13 protein-coding genes, 2 tRNA genes and 1 riboswitch are annotated in these 15,650 nt (G+C 67.6%); of the genes, 10 read left to right on the forward strand and 5 right to left on the reverse strand.

The genetic code is table 11. The features are described from left to right. Positions 1-8: 8 nt before the first annotated feature. The 3 genes from RI138_RS17385 to RI138_RS17395 all read left to right on the forward strand — a co-directional run bounded on the left by RI138_RS17385 (position 9) and on the right by RI138_RS17395 (position 1,052). Positions 9-353: a hypothetical protein gene (locus RI138_RS17385; protein WP_311120668.1), complete on the forward strand. Its 345-nt coding sequence runs from the start codon at positions 9-11 to the stop codon at positions 351-353. Further along, a complete protein-coding gene (locus RI138_RS17390; RefSeq protein ID WP_311120669.1) occupies positions 350-781 on the forward strand; it encodes a hypothetical protein in 432 nt (143 codons plus the stop codon). Before RI138_RS17385 ends, RI138_RS17390 begins: the two co-directional genes overlap by 4 nt. 137 nt (positions 782-918) lie before the next feature. Then, a tRNA-Lys gene (locus tag RI138_RS17395) sits at positions 919-1,052 on the forward strand. Between the two features lie 238 nt (positions 1,053-1,290). Here RI138_RS17395 and RI138_RS17400 read toward each other — a convergent pair. Then, positions 1,291-2,553: a pPIWI-associating nuclease domain-containing protein gene (locus tag RI138_RS17400; protein ID WP_311120670.1), complete on the reverse strand. Its 1,263-nt coding sequence runs from the start codon at positions 2,551-2,553 to the stop codon at positions 1,291-1,293. A 327-nt stretch (positions 2,554-2,880) separates the two neighbouring features. Between RI138_RS17400 and RI138_RS17405 the strand changes: the two genes are divergently transcribed. Beyond that, positions 2,881-3,504 (forward strand): ImmA/IrrE family metallo-endopeptidase, encoded by a 624-nt coding sequence (locus RI138_RS17405; protein WP_311120671.1) that lies wholly within the window; start codon positions 2,881-2,883, stop codon positions 3,502-3,504. A gap of 153 nt (positions 3,505-3,657) precedes the next feature. Here RI138_RS17405 and RI138_RS17410 read toward each other — a convergent pair whose 3' ends face one another. Both RI138_RS17410 and RI138_RS17415 read right to left on the reverse strand, forming a co-directional pair. Beyond that, on the reverse strand, positions 3,658-4,095 hold the full coding sequence (locus RI138_RS17410) for an NUDIX hydrolase (RefSeq protein WP_311120672.1): 438 nt from the start codon (positions 4,093-4,095) through the stop codon (positions 3,658-3,660). Positions 4,096-4,125: 30 nt separating this feature from the next. Beyond that, positions 4,126-4,788: an SDR family NAD(P)-dependent oxidoreductase gene (locus RI138_RS17415; RefSeq protein ID WP_311120673.1), complete on the reverse strand. Its 663-nt coding sequence runs from the start codon at positions 4,786-4,788 to the stop codon at positions 4,126-4,128. Here RI138_RS17415 and RI138_RS17420 point away from each other — a divergent pair. Further along, positions 4,778-5,656, forward strand: coding sequence for a tetratricopeptide repeat protein (locus tag RI138_RS17420; protein WP_311120674.1), 879 nt, complete (start codon positions 4,778-4,780; stop codon positions 5,654-5,656). The genes RI138_RS17415 and RI138_RS17420 overlap by 11 nt on opposite strands. Positions 5,657-5,795: 139 nt before the next feature. Continuing rightward, positions 5,796-6,713, forward strand: a complete 918-nt coding sequence (locus RI138_RS17425) for a restriction endonuclease (RefSeq protein WP_311120675.1) — start codon at positions 5,796-5,798, stop codon at positions 6,711-6,713. 1,913 nt (positions 6,714-8,626) lie between these two features. On the opposite strand, the gene RI138_RS17430 is transcribed toward RI138_RS17425, so the two are convergent. Further along, complete coding sequence (locus RI138_RS17430; protein ID WP_311120676.1) at positions 8,627-9,493, reverse strand: hypothetical protein; 867 nt, start codon at positions 9,491-9,493, stop codon at positions 8,627-8,629. Between the two features lie 699 nt (positions 9,494-10,192). Here RI138_RS17430 and RI138_RS17435 point away from each other — a divergent pair. From RI138_RS17435 to RI138_RS17450, 4 genes are all read left to right on the forward strand, one after another. Then, positions 10,193-10,266: transfer RNA gene (locus RI138_RS17435), tRNA-Met, on the forward strand. Between the two features lie 124 nt (positions 10,267-10,390). After that, the gene (locus tag RI138_RS17440) at positions 10,391-11,137 is read left to right on the forward strand and encodes a MerR family transcriptional regulator (RefSeq protein ID WP_311120677.1); all 747 of its coding nucleotides are present in this window, start codon (positions 10,391-10,393) and stop codon (positions 11,135-11,137) included. Positions 11,138-11,451: 314 nt separating this feature from the next. After that, complete coding sequence (locus tag RI138_RS17445) at positions 11,452-12,681, forward strand: PP2C family protein-serine/threonine phosphatase (protein WP_311120678.1); 1,230 nt, start codon at positions 11,452-11,454, stop codon at positions 12,679-12,681. A gap of 209 nt (positions 12,682-12,890) precedes the next feature. After that, a riboswitch (cyclic di-AMP (ydaO/yuaA leader) is annotated at positions 12,891-13,042 on the forward strand. Between the two features lie 12 nt (positions 13,043-13,054). Then, positions 13,055-14,089, forward strand: coding sequence for a M23 family metallopeptidase (locus RI138_RS17450; protein ID WP_311120679.1), 1,035 nt, complete (start codon positions 13,055-13,057; stop codon positions 14,087-14,089). Between the two features lie 52 nt (positions 14,090-14,141). Here the strand turns inward: RI138_RS17450 and RI138_RS17455 are convergent, their stop codons facing one another. After that, entirely contained in the window at positions 14,142-15,611 is a 1,470-nt protein-coding gene (locus RI138_RS17455) for a PrsW family intramembrane metalloprotease (protein WP_311120680.1), read from the reverse strand. Positions 15,612-15,650: the final 39 nt, after the last annotated feature.

Here is a 15,650-nt window from a genome sequence, read left to right on the forward strand (position 1 = left end):
GGGGTCTTGTGGCTGAGAGCGTCACCACGGCGCTTACGGGGCTGCTTGTCAGCGATGCCTACACGTCTGCTCGGCCACGATTGAGCGCGATCTTGAACCGTTCACGAAACGATGAAGGTGTACGGATCGAAGATCTCGATCGCCTTCGTGTGGCGGACCCAGTGGCATTGCGTAGCGCCGTGCACGAGTATGTCTACCGCCTCGCAGCGTCCGATGAGCACCTGTTGCGGCAGCTTCGGGATGCCCTGAGGGCCTCGCAGCCTCATTCTGGGCTGAACATCTATGACAACCAGTTTTACGGACCCACCCAGATGGGCGGTACCCAGATCGTCAACATGGGCGGTGGAACGTGAGCCAGGATCCTGAAGAGCCAGAGGTCCACCACAATGTCTTCTTCGGTCCTGCCGTGTTCGGCGGAACTCAGAATGTGGTTGGTGCCACTTTTGCTTCGGTGCCCTCCCGGCCGTCGATTCCCTCGCAGATTTGGGCGGCAATCATGCTGGCATGGGCGTTCTGCCCAATGGTGGCATGGTGGACGCAGTCAGTTCTTGATGAGGAACTCTTCTCAAGGCTCGCGGGACCTGACCACGACATTGTGGTGTACATCTGGCTGGCGGGTGGTGTCGCTCTTCTCCTCGATGTAGCGGGCTACTTGCTGTATCGACATTGGGCCGTGGCTCAGCGAGCAATCAACAATGCCGTCACCTGGAAGCTGCGTCTGGGGGCAGTTGCTCTTGGGGGTGCCGTCCTAGCTATGTCCATGTTCATGACCAGCCGGTAGTGCGTGTACAAAAGCCGTGGTCAGCCGCTGAATCGGGCTGAGGGGGTGGCGGTATGTTCCCCCGAGGGGGGCGGCTGCTCAACGGCTCATGGTGCGTGCGCGAGCCGTGAGCGGACGTTCCGGCACAGCCCGGATTCGGCCGGATCGCTCAACACCGCTCACCCCGTTCGACCAGGGGTCCCCGGACAGGGCGACGTCACCCGGCATCAACCACCAGCCCCCAGCCAGGACTTTTAATCCGTTGGTTGTGGGTTCGAGTCCCACACGGCCTACCGACAGCAGGGCAGGGGAACCCCTCTGACCTGCGTTGGAGCGCCCCGATCGGGTTGACCGGTCGGGGCGCTCCGGCGCTTCCGGGGTTCTGCGTGAGCGGATGCTCGAGGCTGGCGCCTCCCCTACGGTCTGCGCCGGAGACGTCGAGACTTTGTGGATGGGCTCCGCTGGTAGAAGTTCAGCGCTGCCTGATGTGATCCTTCGCGGATGCACGTGCGAAGGATCCCGAACTGAATCTAGTCCCTCTCGATGACGAAGAGCACCGTCAGGATGTGCTCTGCTGTCCCGAGCAAACAGCGCGCCATGGACAAGTCGCCCGCCGAAGCGTGTTTGATGGCCTGGGCGCGCCCAGTTGCCTGCGTTTGCAGGGCGATGATGTTGTCCACCAGGGTGCACGTCATCTTCGCTTCTTCCTTGTACCCACGCATGATGTAGCGGATCCGGACCGCACGAGTGAGCCGGCCGTTGGACGACCGCCATTCCTTCTCAGGACGCCCCGACGTAGGCAACCATTTCTCAACCTCGCTGTCCGGGGCAGCTGCACGGATAGCCCTGTCGATGGATTCCACAGCGCACTGGGCCGCCATTTCGGCGGCGGCTGGCGGGGCCTGGCGGACGACGTGCCACCCACCCTCAAGCATCTCCACGACCTTCGTATCGATGGACGTCAGCGCCCTGCGAAGGTCTTCCAGCACATCAAGACGCCCAGCCTGTTGAGGGGAGAGCAGATCGTCGACACGGTCGGCGACTTCTACCTCTAGGTCGGCATCGCTCAGAACGGTCTCAGAGCTGAGCGCGTCTGCTCCCAGCAATCCGTTCACTCCCAGACCAGTGTGCAGGGAGGAGTCGAGCTCAAAGCGCGTTGGACTATCTCCGAGGCTGCCGACGTAGTCCCGGTACAACGCCAGAGGGCGGCTGCTGATTTCCGACAGCAGGCCGCGGCCGGAGTCCATTCGAGCCAGCCAGTCCGTCATATACACCTGGCGGTGGACTGTAAGACCGAGGCTCTTGCGGAACTCCTGCGTCGCCCACACTTGGGGCATCGGCACCTTGAAGACGGGGCCCTTGATGATTTCGCCCATGACGCTCTCGATCTGCAGAGACGTCCGCCATGCAGACAGAGTGCCCGGTCCGACAGCCGACTCGCTGAGCGCGGCCGTTGCCTTTAGGTACTTGAGATGTTCCCTCCCCGCCAGCTGGTCTATCGAGCGTAGCCCTGCGACATATCCCGCAAGAGCGCTGGGAAACATGTTCTTCTGAGCGTCGGCTAGGAGCTTCCTGGTACCCAGCAGGTCCTGGCTCTGCAGCCATTTCGCGGCCTGGAACGCCGGGCCCACCTGCAGCTGGCGGAAGAGGTCGCCGTAGATCCTGCTGGTATCGATGATCTTTGCGACGGCGGCCGCTGCCGCGTCAGGACCCGTCGAAGCCAGCTCGGCTTCGTTGCCGGTGTCGGGTGTCTCGTCGTCTTCGCCTTCATCTGCGGCGGCATGAACGGCCATCAGAGTCCCCTCCCCTGATCACATACTGCGATCTACGGAGGATACGCGCCCTATCCGTACCGTTCAGAGCATTTCTGCTCATCCGGGCAACCGGAGTTAACGATTCTGGGCCTGTTGCGAAGGAGCTGGCCAGCCTCGCCCGCACCCTTGCATGGCGCATCCGCCGCCTTTGCCAACGCCACCCGCCCACCCCGTACGCTCAGGCGGCGATGGCCCGCAACGCCGCACTCCGCCTCGACGCCGTCTACCGACCCCGCTTCCGCTGCCCGTGAACTCCGTAGGCGCTGGGGCCTCGGCGACGGCCCTGTCACGCATCTGGTGAGGCGGATGGAGTCCCACGGGATCGTGGTGGTCATGCCGCCTGCCAGCGATCCCTCTGCCGCGAGCGTGGACGCCTTCTCCACCCGGGCAGCCCGGCCGCTCGTCGTTCTGACCGCCGCCCGGGCCGACGACATCTACCGGCACCGGTTCACGGCTGCCCATGAGCTGGGCCACCTTGTGCTTCACGCCGATGCCACCGGTGACAGCCGTCAGGAGAAGGAGGCGGATGCCTTCGCCGCCGAGTTCCTGACCCCCCAGGACAGCATCCTGCCGTTCCTGCCGGGGCGAATGGATCTTGCACGCCTGGCCGAGCTAAGGGGCGTCTGGGGAGTCTCCCTCCACTCGCTTGTCTACCGATGCCGCGAGCTGGGGCTGATCTCCGACGCGACTGCCAGCCGGACGTATCAGCGTCTACGCGCTCTCGACGGCCAGCCGGGCTTCACTGCCGAATCCGTCTCGAACTTCCCCGGTGAACGGCCTTCGCTGCTTCGGCAAGCCTTCGAGCTGGCTGCGAAGGAAGCGGGCCTATCGGTTTCCCAACTGGCTCATGAGCTGGCGTGGACAAGCGGGAGGGTGCAGGACCTGCTGGGCGTGCAGGAACAGAGGCCGGTGCTCCGGCTGGTCCAGTAGCAGCGCTGTTCGACCTGAGTAGCCGTGGGGCACGGTCGTTTCCCGATGCTGGTGTCAAGAGTCTCCAGCGCCAAGCCAACAACACGTAGCGATGTCATCAGGGCCGACTCATCTCGGAGTCGGCCCTGATGACCTGCTGACGCACTCGGAGGTTCAGAGCGATGTCTCGACTCCGAGGCTTCCGGCCCTGATGGCTCCTCGTAGGACGTAGACGATGTCCTCGGGCTTGAGGTCGATACCGTCGAGACCCGCCAGGGTCAGCGGGATCTCCTCCAGCGCGTACTCACCACGGCCTTCGGCGCTGAACTCGGGACCGGTGCGGTCGTCGAAGGACCAGGTCGCGATGCGGGCGAGGTAGAAGAGCTGACGCTCGTCGTCGGACTCCATCGTGTGGAGCAGACGGATAATGTCGGCCTTTCCCGCGATCTCCTCGTGGATCTCGCGGTGGAGGGCGGCCTCGCGTGACTCATCGGTGGGCTCGACGCCACCGCCGGGCAGGACCCAGTACTCGGGGATGCCGGGCCTGGTGCGGCGGATGACAAGCATCGTGTGGTCGGGGGTGACGAGGACGGCACGGACTCGTTCGATCATTTCGTTGGGTCTCCTTGCTTGTTGACGTTCTCAGTGGAGCAGCCAGCCACCATCGACGTGGACGGACTGCCCCGTGAGGAACGAGGCGGAGGGGCCTACGAGAAACGCCACCAGGGCGACGACGTCCTCGGGGCGGCCACGGCGCGGGACGCACTGGCGCTTGATCTGGTCCTTCGGCCGCGCACGGTGCCGGGCGGGGAGGGCGTTCTCGGCATCTACCTGGATGGCGCCGGGCATGACGGTGTTGACGCAGATCCCGAACGGACCCAGTTCGCGGGTGAGGGAGCGGGTCAGTCCCAGCAGCCCGGCCTTCGCGGTGCTATATGCGACGAGGTTCGTTCGGCCGGCGCGGGCGTTGATGCTGCCGATGTTCACGATCCGGCCCCAGCGGCGTTCGATCATGCCGGGGGTGAATGCGTGGCAGGTGCGGTAGTGGGCGGTGAGGTTCACGTCGAGGGAGTAGTTCCAGGCGGTCTCGTCGGTGTCCTGCCAGGCGGCGCGGGGGTAGGAACCGGCGTTGTTCACCAGGATGTCGACGGGGCCGATCTCGGCGCGGACGAGGTCGGCCATGGCCCGAACGGAGCCCGGATCGGTCAGGTCGGCGTTCACCGCGATCCCAGGGCTGCCCGCGCGTTCGAAGGCGGCGAGGAGGGCGTGGGCGTCGGGGTCTTGGCCGAGGTGGTTGACCGTCAAGGCACTCGGCGACTCCGCCTCCGAACTCGGTGGCGGGCACGCCCGCCACCTGGCCGTCCGCTACCTAACCCAGGACGTCGCTCCTTGGCTGGAGGGCCACTTCACCGAAGCCACCGGCCGCGACCCTTTCGCCGCGACCTCCCAGCTCGTCCACCTCGCCGGCTGGATGGCACAGGACGAAGGCGACACCCCCGAACTGCGCGGACTCGCCCAGCGCTACTACGCCCACTCCTTCCGCCTGGCCGCCGAGGCCGGCGATCCGGAACTATCAGCAACAGCTCTCCGCGGCCTCGCCGTCCAGTGCGTCGACCTCGGCTATCGCGCCGAAGCCGTCCAGCTCGGCGAAGCCTGCGTGGAGTACGGTCACCAGCTCGACAACCCGAGAGCCGTCGCCTATTACGAGGCCACCCTCGCCAACGCCGCCGCCCAAGACGACGACCGCCGCATGGCCACCAAGCACCTCGCCCTGTCCGAGACCGCCATCGGCAAGCCGACCGCCGCAGCAGACGACTCCTGGGCCGCCCACTACTCCCCCGGCCGCTGGGCCCACGAGTCCGGCATGATCCTCGCCCGCCTCGGCGACCTCGACGCCGCCGAGGAACACCTCCACCTCGCCCTCGACATCCACGGCCTCGACCGCCGCCGCACGCGAGCCATCGTCCTCGCCGACCTCGGCGGCGTGCGCCTGCGCCAAGGCGACGTCGAAGGAGCCATGGCCACCTGGCGCGACTTCCTCGACTACGCCGACGGCATCCGCTCGGTCAAGGTCCAGGCCGCCCTCCAGGACATGCGTGTCCGCCTACGCCGGTACACCGGAGTTCCAGAAGCCCAGGAACTCCGCGAGCAGGCAGCGCGCATCTCAAGGTGATCTCGGTGTCAGCTCTGTCAGTAGCGGGTGATAAGCCTGTTCTTCAGTCAATCGGCCCGGCATCACCTGAAGGTCAACCGACCCTGCGGGGCGCATGCACCACGCGGACCGAAACCGCACTTCACTGACAGGGATCACCATGCTCGACTTTCACGAGTTGGCGCCGGACGGCGAGGGCCTGGAGCAACTAGTCCGAGAACTGGCACTGGCTCTCGGCTACAGGGCCAAGTGGTCCGGCCGGGGAGCAGACGGCGGACGTGACCTTCTTTTGGAAGAACCAGGGGACGCCCTGCTGGGAGCGAAGACGCGGAAATGGGTGATCTCGTGCAAGCACATGGCGCATGCCAAGGATGGTGCAGGGCGCTCGGTCAACGGTGAAGACGTAGGCAGTATCGGCGGCATCGTGGACGCCGTTGCACAGCACGACGCCGACGGCTTCCTCCTCGTCTGCTCCACCCAACCCTCAAGCGCCCTGGTGTCCAGACTGGAATCGATCGAGCGAACCAAGGGCGTGCACACCCACGTGTGGGATGGAGTGGAACTCGAACGCATGCTTGCTACTCCCCGAGGTTGGGCGGTGGCCCAGCGGTTCTTCCCGGTGAGCGCCGAAGCCAGCGGGTGGAAAGTTTTCGCCACCAGCGAGCCTAACCGTTTCATCGGAATCACCCGCGGCTTCTACCTCCGTGTCGCCAACCGACACGGAAGCGCAGTTGGATTCCCACTCAAATGGATCGACGAACGTCTGGACAGAGTCGCCTCGATCGCATTGCCCGTTGGTCATGAAATTCGCCCCCGAGGTGTATTTTACGACGACAAGCATGGCGGGTTCGTCTGGTACCTCGACTACTTGCACGGATACCGAAGTTGGCGGCGCGAGGAGATCGAGCCGCCGATGAATGAGTACACGTTGCGCCAGCGGCTTGGCGACGATGGCGTCTCCTTTGATGACGGACAATACGACAACTTCGAGATCACCTTCAGAAAGGTCAACCGGGGTCACGACGCCTACGATGCAGACCACTACCGGTACTACGAGAGCGTCCCCAGCTACGTCTAGGCCGCCAGCCTCGCATGGCCTATTTGAAGCCCCATGCCATACGGCTGAAAAGTTGGAGCCGAGACTCCGTGGGTCGGGTTGGTGAAGACTCCCAGCAACGCTCAGTCCCTCTGTGTCCGCCTGCTAGAAGGGCGTCTCTGCATGCTCTCGCAACCAGAAGTTGACGGAGCTAAAGCCGGGGCGCAGAGCGACCTGCACCAATTCCCATCCACCCCAGAAGCTGCCGATTTGGTCAGCGTCCATGCCGTGCACAATGGCGGAGACTGGACGGTCGCGACTATGCATAGGCATCTCTGCCCCCTTAGGCCAGTGCGGCTCGATAAGTGGCGAGGCGCAGAAGGACTCGAGCTCTGCGACGGCCTGCTCAACCTCCACTCCGGCTTGCGTCGAACTACCCACAGAATGTGTGAGGTGAGCCATAAATCGCATCTTTTCGGTTCGCCTGCGATGCTCGAAGTCCACTGACGCCAAGAACGTCGCTGCCGTGAGGGACGGACGCTCCCTGGTGGGGGCCAAGGCGACTGTGCTGCCAGCACTGCCATCGTGCCGATAAATAGCAGCATCTTGGTAGCCGATGTCCTGGAGAGCGCTGGTCACGTGCCGGCGAAGAAGACGGCGCTCGCCAATCTCCACCATAGTTGGACTCTCCCACTCAACCCTCATGGCGAGAATGGCACGTGCCCCTACGGCGAGTTCTGGATCCGTGGGTTCTTCAATCGGGTGATCGATGTGGGCCGCACCCGAGGCCATCAGCCACAGGGCGTGAAGGTCTTTCTCCTCCCTGGCGATGTCACCGGCTGGCACCGTCTGCGCAAGTGCACGAGCCAGCAGCTGCACGAGACCCCACGACGGAAGCCGACTGTCAGTAAACGCGTCGTGGATGCGGCTTCTGCTGGCCACCCCGGCACCGACGCTTCTGGCGAGGTCGCGAACCGGAGGTAGCCCGGCGCGCTGGTGCAGGTCGTGCAGAGCGTGGTTGAGGTCACGGAGCGGGCCGTAGGGAAGGTCCGGCCTCTTCAAACGCGCCACGCTCGCCCCCCGTGTCCCTCGCCGTCAGAATCCGTCCGATTCTGTCCGACGTTGCCAGGCGCCGTCCATCAGCGTCTTGGGAGCCCCCGGACGGCACACGCTGGGACGGATACGTCGAACGATCTGAAGGAGTTGCTGTGTTGGGGGTTTCCTGGACCGCAGTCAGTGAAGGTGCGATCGCCGAAGCGTTGGGGTCACTCGCAGCCATGGCTGTGGTGGCCGCGGGCGCTCTGCTGCGGAAGCGGTTGCGTCGCAACACAAGGCAGCACCCGGCGAACACCCTTGACGACGCGGAGAACAGGCACGGCGCGGAGCAAGGGCCTTGCTAGGACAGCCGGCTCGATTCCCGTCATCCGCTCTTGAACGAAGCCCCAGGTCAGCCGCCCTGGGGCTTCGTTGTTTCCGGGCTGCGAGGTCATCAGTGGCGAGGCGTTCGTCGAGAAGGTCAGCCAGGAAGGTGTCGTCGAGATTCGGGCGGCCGCGTCGGGCACGCACTCGGCAGGGACGAGCTGCTGGCCGTGATCGGCACCAACGACAAACCCCACATCATGACCCTCCCCTTCCGCAATGTCTTCAGGGCCGGCCAGTGCGACCTCCCGGTCGTCGGCCCCATCGCCCCGAGGCCCGCGAGGTCCACGAGGGCTCCTGGAACTGGCCTCCGGTAAGCCCCACCGAGCACCCTCCCGGGGGCTGTCTAGGACCCATTGGATGACCCCGTCCGACGTGCACAGCGACCTCGTTCGGGTGTGCTCCACCCGTGTCCCACCGAACGGTGAACAACGCTCGCCACGGGTGTAGACGGCGCCTCACCATAGGCTGGGTAATGAGGTGTATCCGCAGGTCAGAAGCAGCGCAGGCGGCATGGGTGGCGGTGACTCCCAAGCTCATAGCTCTTCGTCGTGCAGATACAGCTCGGCCTCTTCGAGCCGGATGAGCCAGCTGTGGGACGACGTGCGGTCCACCGTCACGCCTTTGATGCCGGCGGCGGGGTGGGTGAGAGCTGCGGTCAGGTCGGCAGGGAAGGGGTAGCCCCGCCATTCGAGGTCCCACCGGCCCTCGTGCCCCCACAGCCGGCCAGCGGGCGACCAACGGGCTCGTTCGGTGGGGCGGTCGAGCGGGTCCATGAACCATCCCCCCAGGTCGAAGGAGCCGTCTGGATCTCGCAAGGACATGCGCACCCAGATGCCGGCCAAGAGCCGCTTCATGGAGGGAATGATCTCGGGTACGGCGGCGAGCTTGTCGTACTCGTCGGAGGTGAGCGGCTCCTCCACGCCGAGACGTCGGCGCAGATTCGGCAGGCGCCGTGCGCGGCCCCGGCCGGCCGAGAGGGTGTCTCGCTCGGAGACGTACATCTGAGCACCACTGGGCAAGTGCCGTAGGCGCCACAAGTGGTAGCCCAGGCGCTCCTCGACCCTCATTCCTGGGATGTGGGGGTCGGTCGGACTGCCGACGAGGCGGAGGGCGACGTTGTCGCAGGCATTGACGATCAGCACGAGGTGATCGAATCGTGGGGAGATGACCGGCCCGTACGCGCCGATTTGCCCGACCCGCCAGCGCAGTCGAGGCGCGGTCAGCGTTCCTTGGTTGAAGCAGGCAAGAGCCAACAGAGCGCGTAGTTCGGTCTGTTCCGGGGTGCAGTGGTCCAGGCCCAGCCCGCCGGATCGATCGATTCCCGGGCGAGCAGTGGCTGGAACCTCTCCCGTGAATCCGGCGCGGATGAGCGAGGCGGCCTTGGCCGTGGTGTGGGGCATAGCGCGATGTCCTTCGTCGCTGCCGGGTCAGCGGGGGATCGCGTCCGTGTTCGCACATCGGGGAGGCACGTCAGGGAGTAGCGGAGTGGGCGCGCCGCACCCTGGACGAGCCAGGAAACCCGGGCGACCCGCTACGTCCTCCGGGCCTCCGCGGACCGGTTGCGGCTGACGATACCGGCGTGATCGGTGGAATTGCCGGACTCCACACGCTGGATTCATCCGATGGGGTTCCTAGCAGGATCAACGTCGACGATGGGGCGTAACGCCGTCCGTGCGTGAGCGATGCGTGAGCGGATGTTCCGGCACAGCCCGGTTTCGGCCGGATCGCTCAACGCCGCTCATCTCGTCCGACCAGGCATCCCAGGACAGGACGGCATCACCCGGCAGCACCCGGTCGGACCCGGCCAGGACTTTTAATCCGTTGGTTGTGGGTTCGAGTCCCACACGGCCTACCTTTCGGACCCCGCCCCTGGAGTGCCTCCGGGCGGGGTCTCCTGTAGGCGGACGATGCCTCGTACCGCCCCCGCATGGCTCGCAGTTGGAAGAGGCGGCCCATGCTGCCCGGAAGCCCTGGACGTGCCCTTCGCGGCGATCCTTCTGCTGTGTGCCGAGGAGTGGAGCCGGTCGCCCGGCGGAGGCAGGCAGCAGCGGCAGGTGGTCGAGTGCGCTCCCCGTATGCCGTAGAGTGGTGTTTACCGACGCGGGGTGGAGCAGCTCGGTAGCTCGCTGGGCTCATAACCCAGAGGTCGCAGGTTCAAATCCTGTCCCCGCTACTGAAGATCCAGGCCCGGCACGCGCACAGCGTGCCGGGCCTGAGTCGTTTCCGGGGAACGGCACCGAACCGCCCGGCCCGGGACGCTTGACCTTGACGCAGCGTAAAGATCTAGCGTTTCCGGCATGAAGTGGTCCATCCAGGAAATCGCCAGAAAAGCCGGCACCACGAGCCGCACGCTCCGGCACTACGGAGACCTCGGTCTCCTCACGCCGAGCCGGGTCGGGAGCAACGGCTACCGCTACTACGACCAGGACGCCCTCGTCCGGTTGCAGCGCATTCTGCTGCTGCGGGAGCTCGGGCTGTCGTTGCCCGCCATCAAGGACGTACTGGAGGGGCAGCGGGACACGGCGGTGGCGCTGCGGGCGCATCTGCGGCTGCTCGAACAGGAGCAGGCGCGCATCGGGCGGCAGATCGCCTCGGTGCGGACCACTCTCCACAAGACCCGGGAGGGGATGGAACTCATGGCTGATGAAGTGTTCGACGGGTTCGACCACACCGTCCACGAGCAGGAGGTGACCGAGCGCTGGGGCCGGAAGGCGTACGAGGAGGGCGACCGGTGGTGGCGTTCGCTCGGGGCGGCGGAGAAGAAGGCGTTCCAGGACGAGCAGGAGGCCATCGCGCGCGACTGGGGGCGGGCCAAGGAGGCCGGGCTCGCCCCGGACAGCGAGGAGGCGCAGGACATCGCGCGGCGGCACTGCGCCTGGCTGGCGACGACGAGGGAGCCGAGCCGTTCGTACGTGATCGGGCTCGCCGAGATGTACGTCGCCGATCCGCGCTTCGCGCAGAACTACGACCGCCACGCGGATGACACCGTCACCCTCGTACGGGACGCGCTGACCGTCTACGCGGAGCACTCGCTCTCCGACTGAGCCGACGGGGCGGGCCAAGCGCCCTGGGCGGGCTGAGCCGGCCGGGAGGGGGCTGGGCGGGCCGGGCTGGCTGAGCGGGCTGGGTCGACTGGGCCGACTGGGGGCGGCCTGGGACGGCTGGGGGCGGCCTGGGACGGCTGAGTGGGCTTGGACCGCCTGGCCGGCCGTCGGCCGTATCGGTCACCGATGGCCGGTCCTCGTCCGGCTTCCCCCTATTTGGCCGATGAGGAGTCGCCGCCCGGCGCGGCTCCGGGAAGCCTGGACGGGGCGCGGTACCGTCCGCAGCCGTGGGTGGACCGGGCAGGAGTGCACAGGTGGGGTTGGCCGAGGAGCGGCGTGGGCGCGTGGCCGGGAGCGCCGGTGGTCTGAGCCGCGCCGTGCTCGGGTCCCCGGACGGGGCGGTGACGCCCGGTGGCAGGGGCACCCGGCGGTTCGTCCGGCTGCTGCCCGCGCTCCTGATCGTCGGCGGGCTGCTGTTCGACTCGTTGGCTCCGCCCAACTTCACCGCCGTTCCCCTGTTCGTGGCGGCGCCCCTGATCGCCGCGCCGTTCTTCTCCCGGTCCCGGACCGTCCGTACCGGCATCGCCTCGCTCCTGTCCGTCATCGCGATGCGGCTCTCCGACGGGACGTCCACCCAGGTGGTCCCGGTCATCGAGACCATCACCGTGCTGACCGCCGCGGTGCTCGCCCTGGTCATCAACGGGGTCGTACGGCGCAGCAACGAGCAGCTGGCCTCGGCACGGGTCATCGCGGAGACCGCGATGCGCGCCGTCCTGCCGACACCGGCCGAGCGGATCGGCGGGCTCCAGGTGGCCGCGCGGTACGAGGCGGCCCAGGCGGACGAGTTCGTGGGCGGTGACCTGTTCGCCGTCGCGGACACCCCGTACGGCGTCCGTCTGGTCGTCGGCGACGTGCGCGGCAAGGGGCTGGGTGCCGTCGAGACGGTGGCGGTGATCATCGGGGCGTTCCGGGAGGCCGCCGAGCAGGAGCGGTCCCTGGAGGGCGTCGCCCAGCGGCTGGAGCGGGCGCTGGCGCGGGAGGGGACGCGCCGGTACGGGCTGGATGCCATGGAGGGGTTCATCACCGCGGTACTGGCCGAGATCCCGCCCGGTTCGGCCACCGTGCGGCTGGTCAACCGGGGGCATCCCGAGCCGGTCCTGCTGCACGCGGACGGCGCCCTGGAGGTGCTCGCGCCCTCCGTGCCCGCGCTGCCGCTGGGGATGGACCTGGGGGTGTGGCCGGACCGGTCCGACGAGTGGGCGATGCCCGCCGGCGCCACCCTCCTCGCCTTCACCGACGGCCTGTCCGAGGCCCGGGACGCGAACGGGGTCTTCTACGATCCCGCGGCCCGGCTGCGCGGCCGGATCTTCCCCGGTCCCGAGGAGCTGCTGTCGGCGCTCACCGACGACGTACGGCTGCACACCGGGGGGCGGACCACGGACGACATGGCGCTGCTCGCGGTGGGCCGGCCGGCGGAGGGGCAGCCGGAGCGGCGGACGACGGTGAAGATCGTGGGGCGGGGCGATGACACGGTACGTAACTGAAGCGCGTCGCTCCGCATAACATTTGACGCAACGTCAGAAAGAGGGGTGTGGCTGAGGCGCGGTCAAGTCGCCTGATTTAGCCCACTTCTGCCCTGTAAGTCCCCGTCGAGTTCGTTAATGATTAGCAGGAACAGCTTGGAATCGGGACCGTGTGTCTATTAACGTTCGATAACGCAGCGCGGTCGTCCCAGCCGTCGTCAGGACGGCGCCGCGCGCGAGCGCCGAATCCCGCAAGGGAACCGGGGAACCACCTACATGGGGTGAATCGGACGCCTGCGTCTCGTGAGAGACGGAGGGGCCCGTAGGAGACCTTCCTGCTCCGAACCCGTCAGCTAACCCGGTAGGCGAGAAGGAAGGAAAGGAGTGCGCCCACGTGGCGTCCAACAAGCCTGCCCCTGAGGCCCCGTCACCCTTCAGTGCCGACACCTTCGGTGGCGCGGAGCGGTCCGTGGGGGAGTGGAATCCCACCGAGGAGTCCATCCGGCCCGTGCGCGGCAGGCACCGCGTAGCCAAGCAGCGTGGTCTGGCCCGTAGCTCCACCGTCCTCGGGGTCGGCGTCATAGCGGCCGTCGGAGCGGGGGGCATGGCCACCGCTCAGGACAAGGCACCCGTCTCCATCTCTCTTCCCGATTCCATCGCGGACAACCTTCCCGACGCCAAGTCCCTTCCCGGCGTCGGGTCCTTCATGTCGGACGACGTGGAGGCCGCCCCGGTCGCCGCGGCCGCGCCGCTCACCTCCGCGGGGCTCACCAGCGCCGAGGCCGAGCAGGGCGCCACCGACGCGGGCGAGGCCCTGCGCGCCCGGATCCTCCAGCAGGCCGAGCAGCAGCAGGCCAGCGCGGATGCCGAGGCCAAGGCCGCCGCCGAGAAGGCCGCGGCAGAGAAGGCGGCCGCCGAGGCGAAGAAGCAGCAGGACGAGGCCGAGGCCAAGGCCGCCGCCGAGAAGAAGGCGGCGGAGGAAGCGGCGAAGAAGAAGGCGGAGGCCGAGCGCCTCGCCAAGCTCGCCGCCAGCTACTCCCTGCCCACCTCCTCGTACACGGTCACCTCGACCTACGGCCAGTCCGGCGCGCTCTGGTCCTCCGGTCAGCACACCGGCCTCGACCTCGCCGGGGCGACCGGCACGCCGCTCAAGGCCGTGCACAGCGGCACGATCAAGTCGGCCGGCTGGTCCGGTTCGTACGGCTACCGCACGGTGCTCGAACTGGAGGACGGCACCGAGATCTGGTACGCCCACCAGTCCTCGATCGACGTCTCGGCCGGCCAGAAGGTCACCACCGGCGACACCATCGGCCGCATGGGTGCGACCGGCAACGTGACCGGTGTCCACCTCCACCTGGAGGTTCGTACGGCGGGCGGCTCGGCGATGGACCCGATGGCCTGGCTGAACAGCAAGGGCCTCTCCGTCTGAGCCTCCTCCTCACCCCGGAACCCCGGCAGCCCTGACGCACACCCCCCCGACGTCAGGGCTGCCGGTACTCGTTTCCGTACCCGGGCCCGTAGGCGTGTGCGTACGCGTAGCCGTGCCCCTGCCCGGGCCCGTACGTGTATCCGTGCCCATGCCCGTATCCGGGCGCGTAGCCGTGCCCGGGCGCGTAGCCGTGGCCGGGCGCGTGTCTGTATGCGTACTGCGGGCGGGTCGTCAGGCGGGCGGCCTCGGTGAGGGCCGGTGCCGCGATGTCACGGCGCTGCCAGAGGTGGTGCAGCAGCTCCCGTTCCCGTGCGGCGAAGTCGGGGCCCGCCGCGCCGTGCCGGGCCCGGCGGCGCAGGCCCGCCAGAGACGTCGCGAACGACTCGTACTCCGCGACCGCGCGGGCCGCCGCCCGGCCCCGGAGCCGGTCCCGCTGCCAGTGGCGGGCCAGGTCGCGGGCGATGCCGCGGGCCCGCATCGAGGAGAGCGCGTGCGGTTCGGCGGGGGTGAGCCAGCCCGCCGCCACGTATGCGGGCAGTTCGGCCGCGAGCGTACGCAGCTCCCGCTGGCGCGAATGGATCGCCAGCCAGGTCACCAGGCCGAACGCCGGGACCATGACGATTCCGTACACCGCGTAGAAGCCGTACGGGCCGAAGGACGCCGAGCCGTTCCACAGGGCGTGCAGGCCCATCGCCAGAAGCAGGCCGAGCAGCGGCAGGGCGATCCGGCGGACCCGGTGGCGGCGGGCGCTCACGGCCGCGAAGCCGAAGCCGAGGCCGGTGAGGACGGTGAACAGGGGGTGCGCGAACGGCGACATCACGATCCGTACGAAGAACGTCCCCACCGTCACCGAGGCGAACCCCGAACTGCCCTGGAGCTGGTCCTCGCCGAAGGCGTTGCCCAGATAGAGGATGTTCTCGGTGAACGCGAAGCCCGTCGCGGTGAACCCGGCGACCACGATCCCGTCCACCACCCCGCTGAACTCCCGTCTGCGGAACACGAAGATGAGCAGCACGGCCGCCGCCTTCGCGCTCTCCTCGACGATGGGGGCGATCACCGTCGCCCCCAGGGTGTCGGCGCTCGCCGGGTCGGCCGTCGCGGTGGCTATCCAGCGTGTCGCGAACGAGTTGGCGATGATCGCGACGAGTGCGGCGGCGCACGCGCCCCAGGCGAAGGAGAAGAGCAGATTCCGCCAGGGGCCGGGCTCGACCCGGTCCAGCCAGCGGAACGCCGCCATCAGGAGGGGGACCGGGAGCACCGCCAGGCCGAGACCGACGAGGAAGCCTTCCGGGCCGGTCTGCTCCCGGACCAGGGCCAGGATCACCAGCCCGCACAGCACGAGCGCCAGGATCACGGCCCCGGCGCGGAACGCCTTGCTGCGCCACACCATGCCGACGCGGCGGGGCCGGTATCGCCACTGGCCACGCTCCGGCACGGCGCCCAGCACCTCGTCGAGCCGCTGCTCGTGGAGGACCGGAACGGCCGGCCGTGTCTGCTGATGCTGCACGGAAGGATCGGACACCATTCGACCCTAACGAGGGGCACTGACACCCGGCGATGG

Origin of the sequence: Streptomyces durocortorensis (assembly GCF_031760065.1) — a bacterium.
Classification (GTDB): Bacteria; Actinomycetota; Actinomycetes; order Streptomycetales; family Streptomycetaceae; genus Streptomyces.

Bases quoted from the DNA above. Each gene is read 5' to 3' on its own strand.
- RI138_RS17400 (WP_311120670.1), bottom strand. From the start codon at position 2,553: ATGGCCGTTCATGCCGCCGCAGATGAAGGCGAAGACGACGAGACACCC.
- RI138_RS17405 (WP_311120671.1), top strand. From the start codon at position 2,881: ATGGAGTCCCACGGGATCGTGGTGGTCATGCCGCCTGCCAGCGATCCC.
- RI138_RS17410 (WP_311120672.1), bottom strand. From the start codon at position 4,095: ATGATCGAACGAGTCCGTGCCGTCCTCGTCACCCCCGACCACACGATG.
- RI138_RS17425 (WP_311120675.1), top strand. From the start codon at position 5,796: ATGCTCGACTTTCACGAGTTGGCGCCGGACGGCGAGGGCCTGGAGCAA.
- RI138_RS17430 (WP_311120676.1), bottom strand. From the start codon at position 9,493: ATGCCCCACACCACGGCCAAGGCCGCCTCGCTCATCCGCGCCGGATTC.
- RI138_RS17440 (WP_311120677.1), top strand. From the start codon at position 10,391: ATGAAGTGGTCCATCCAGGAAATCGCCAGAAAAGCCGGCACCACGAGC.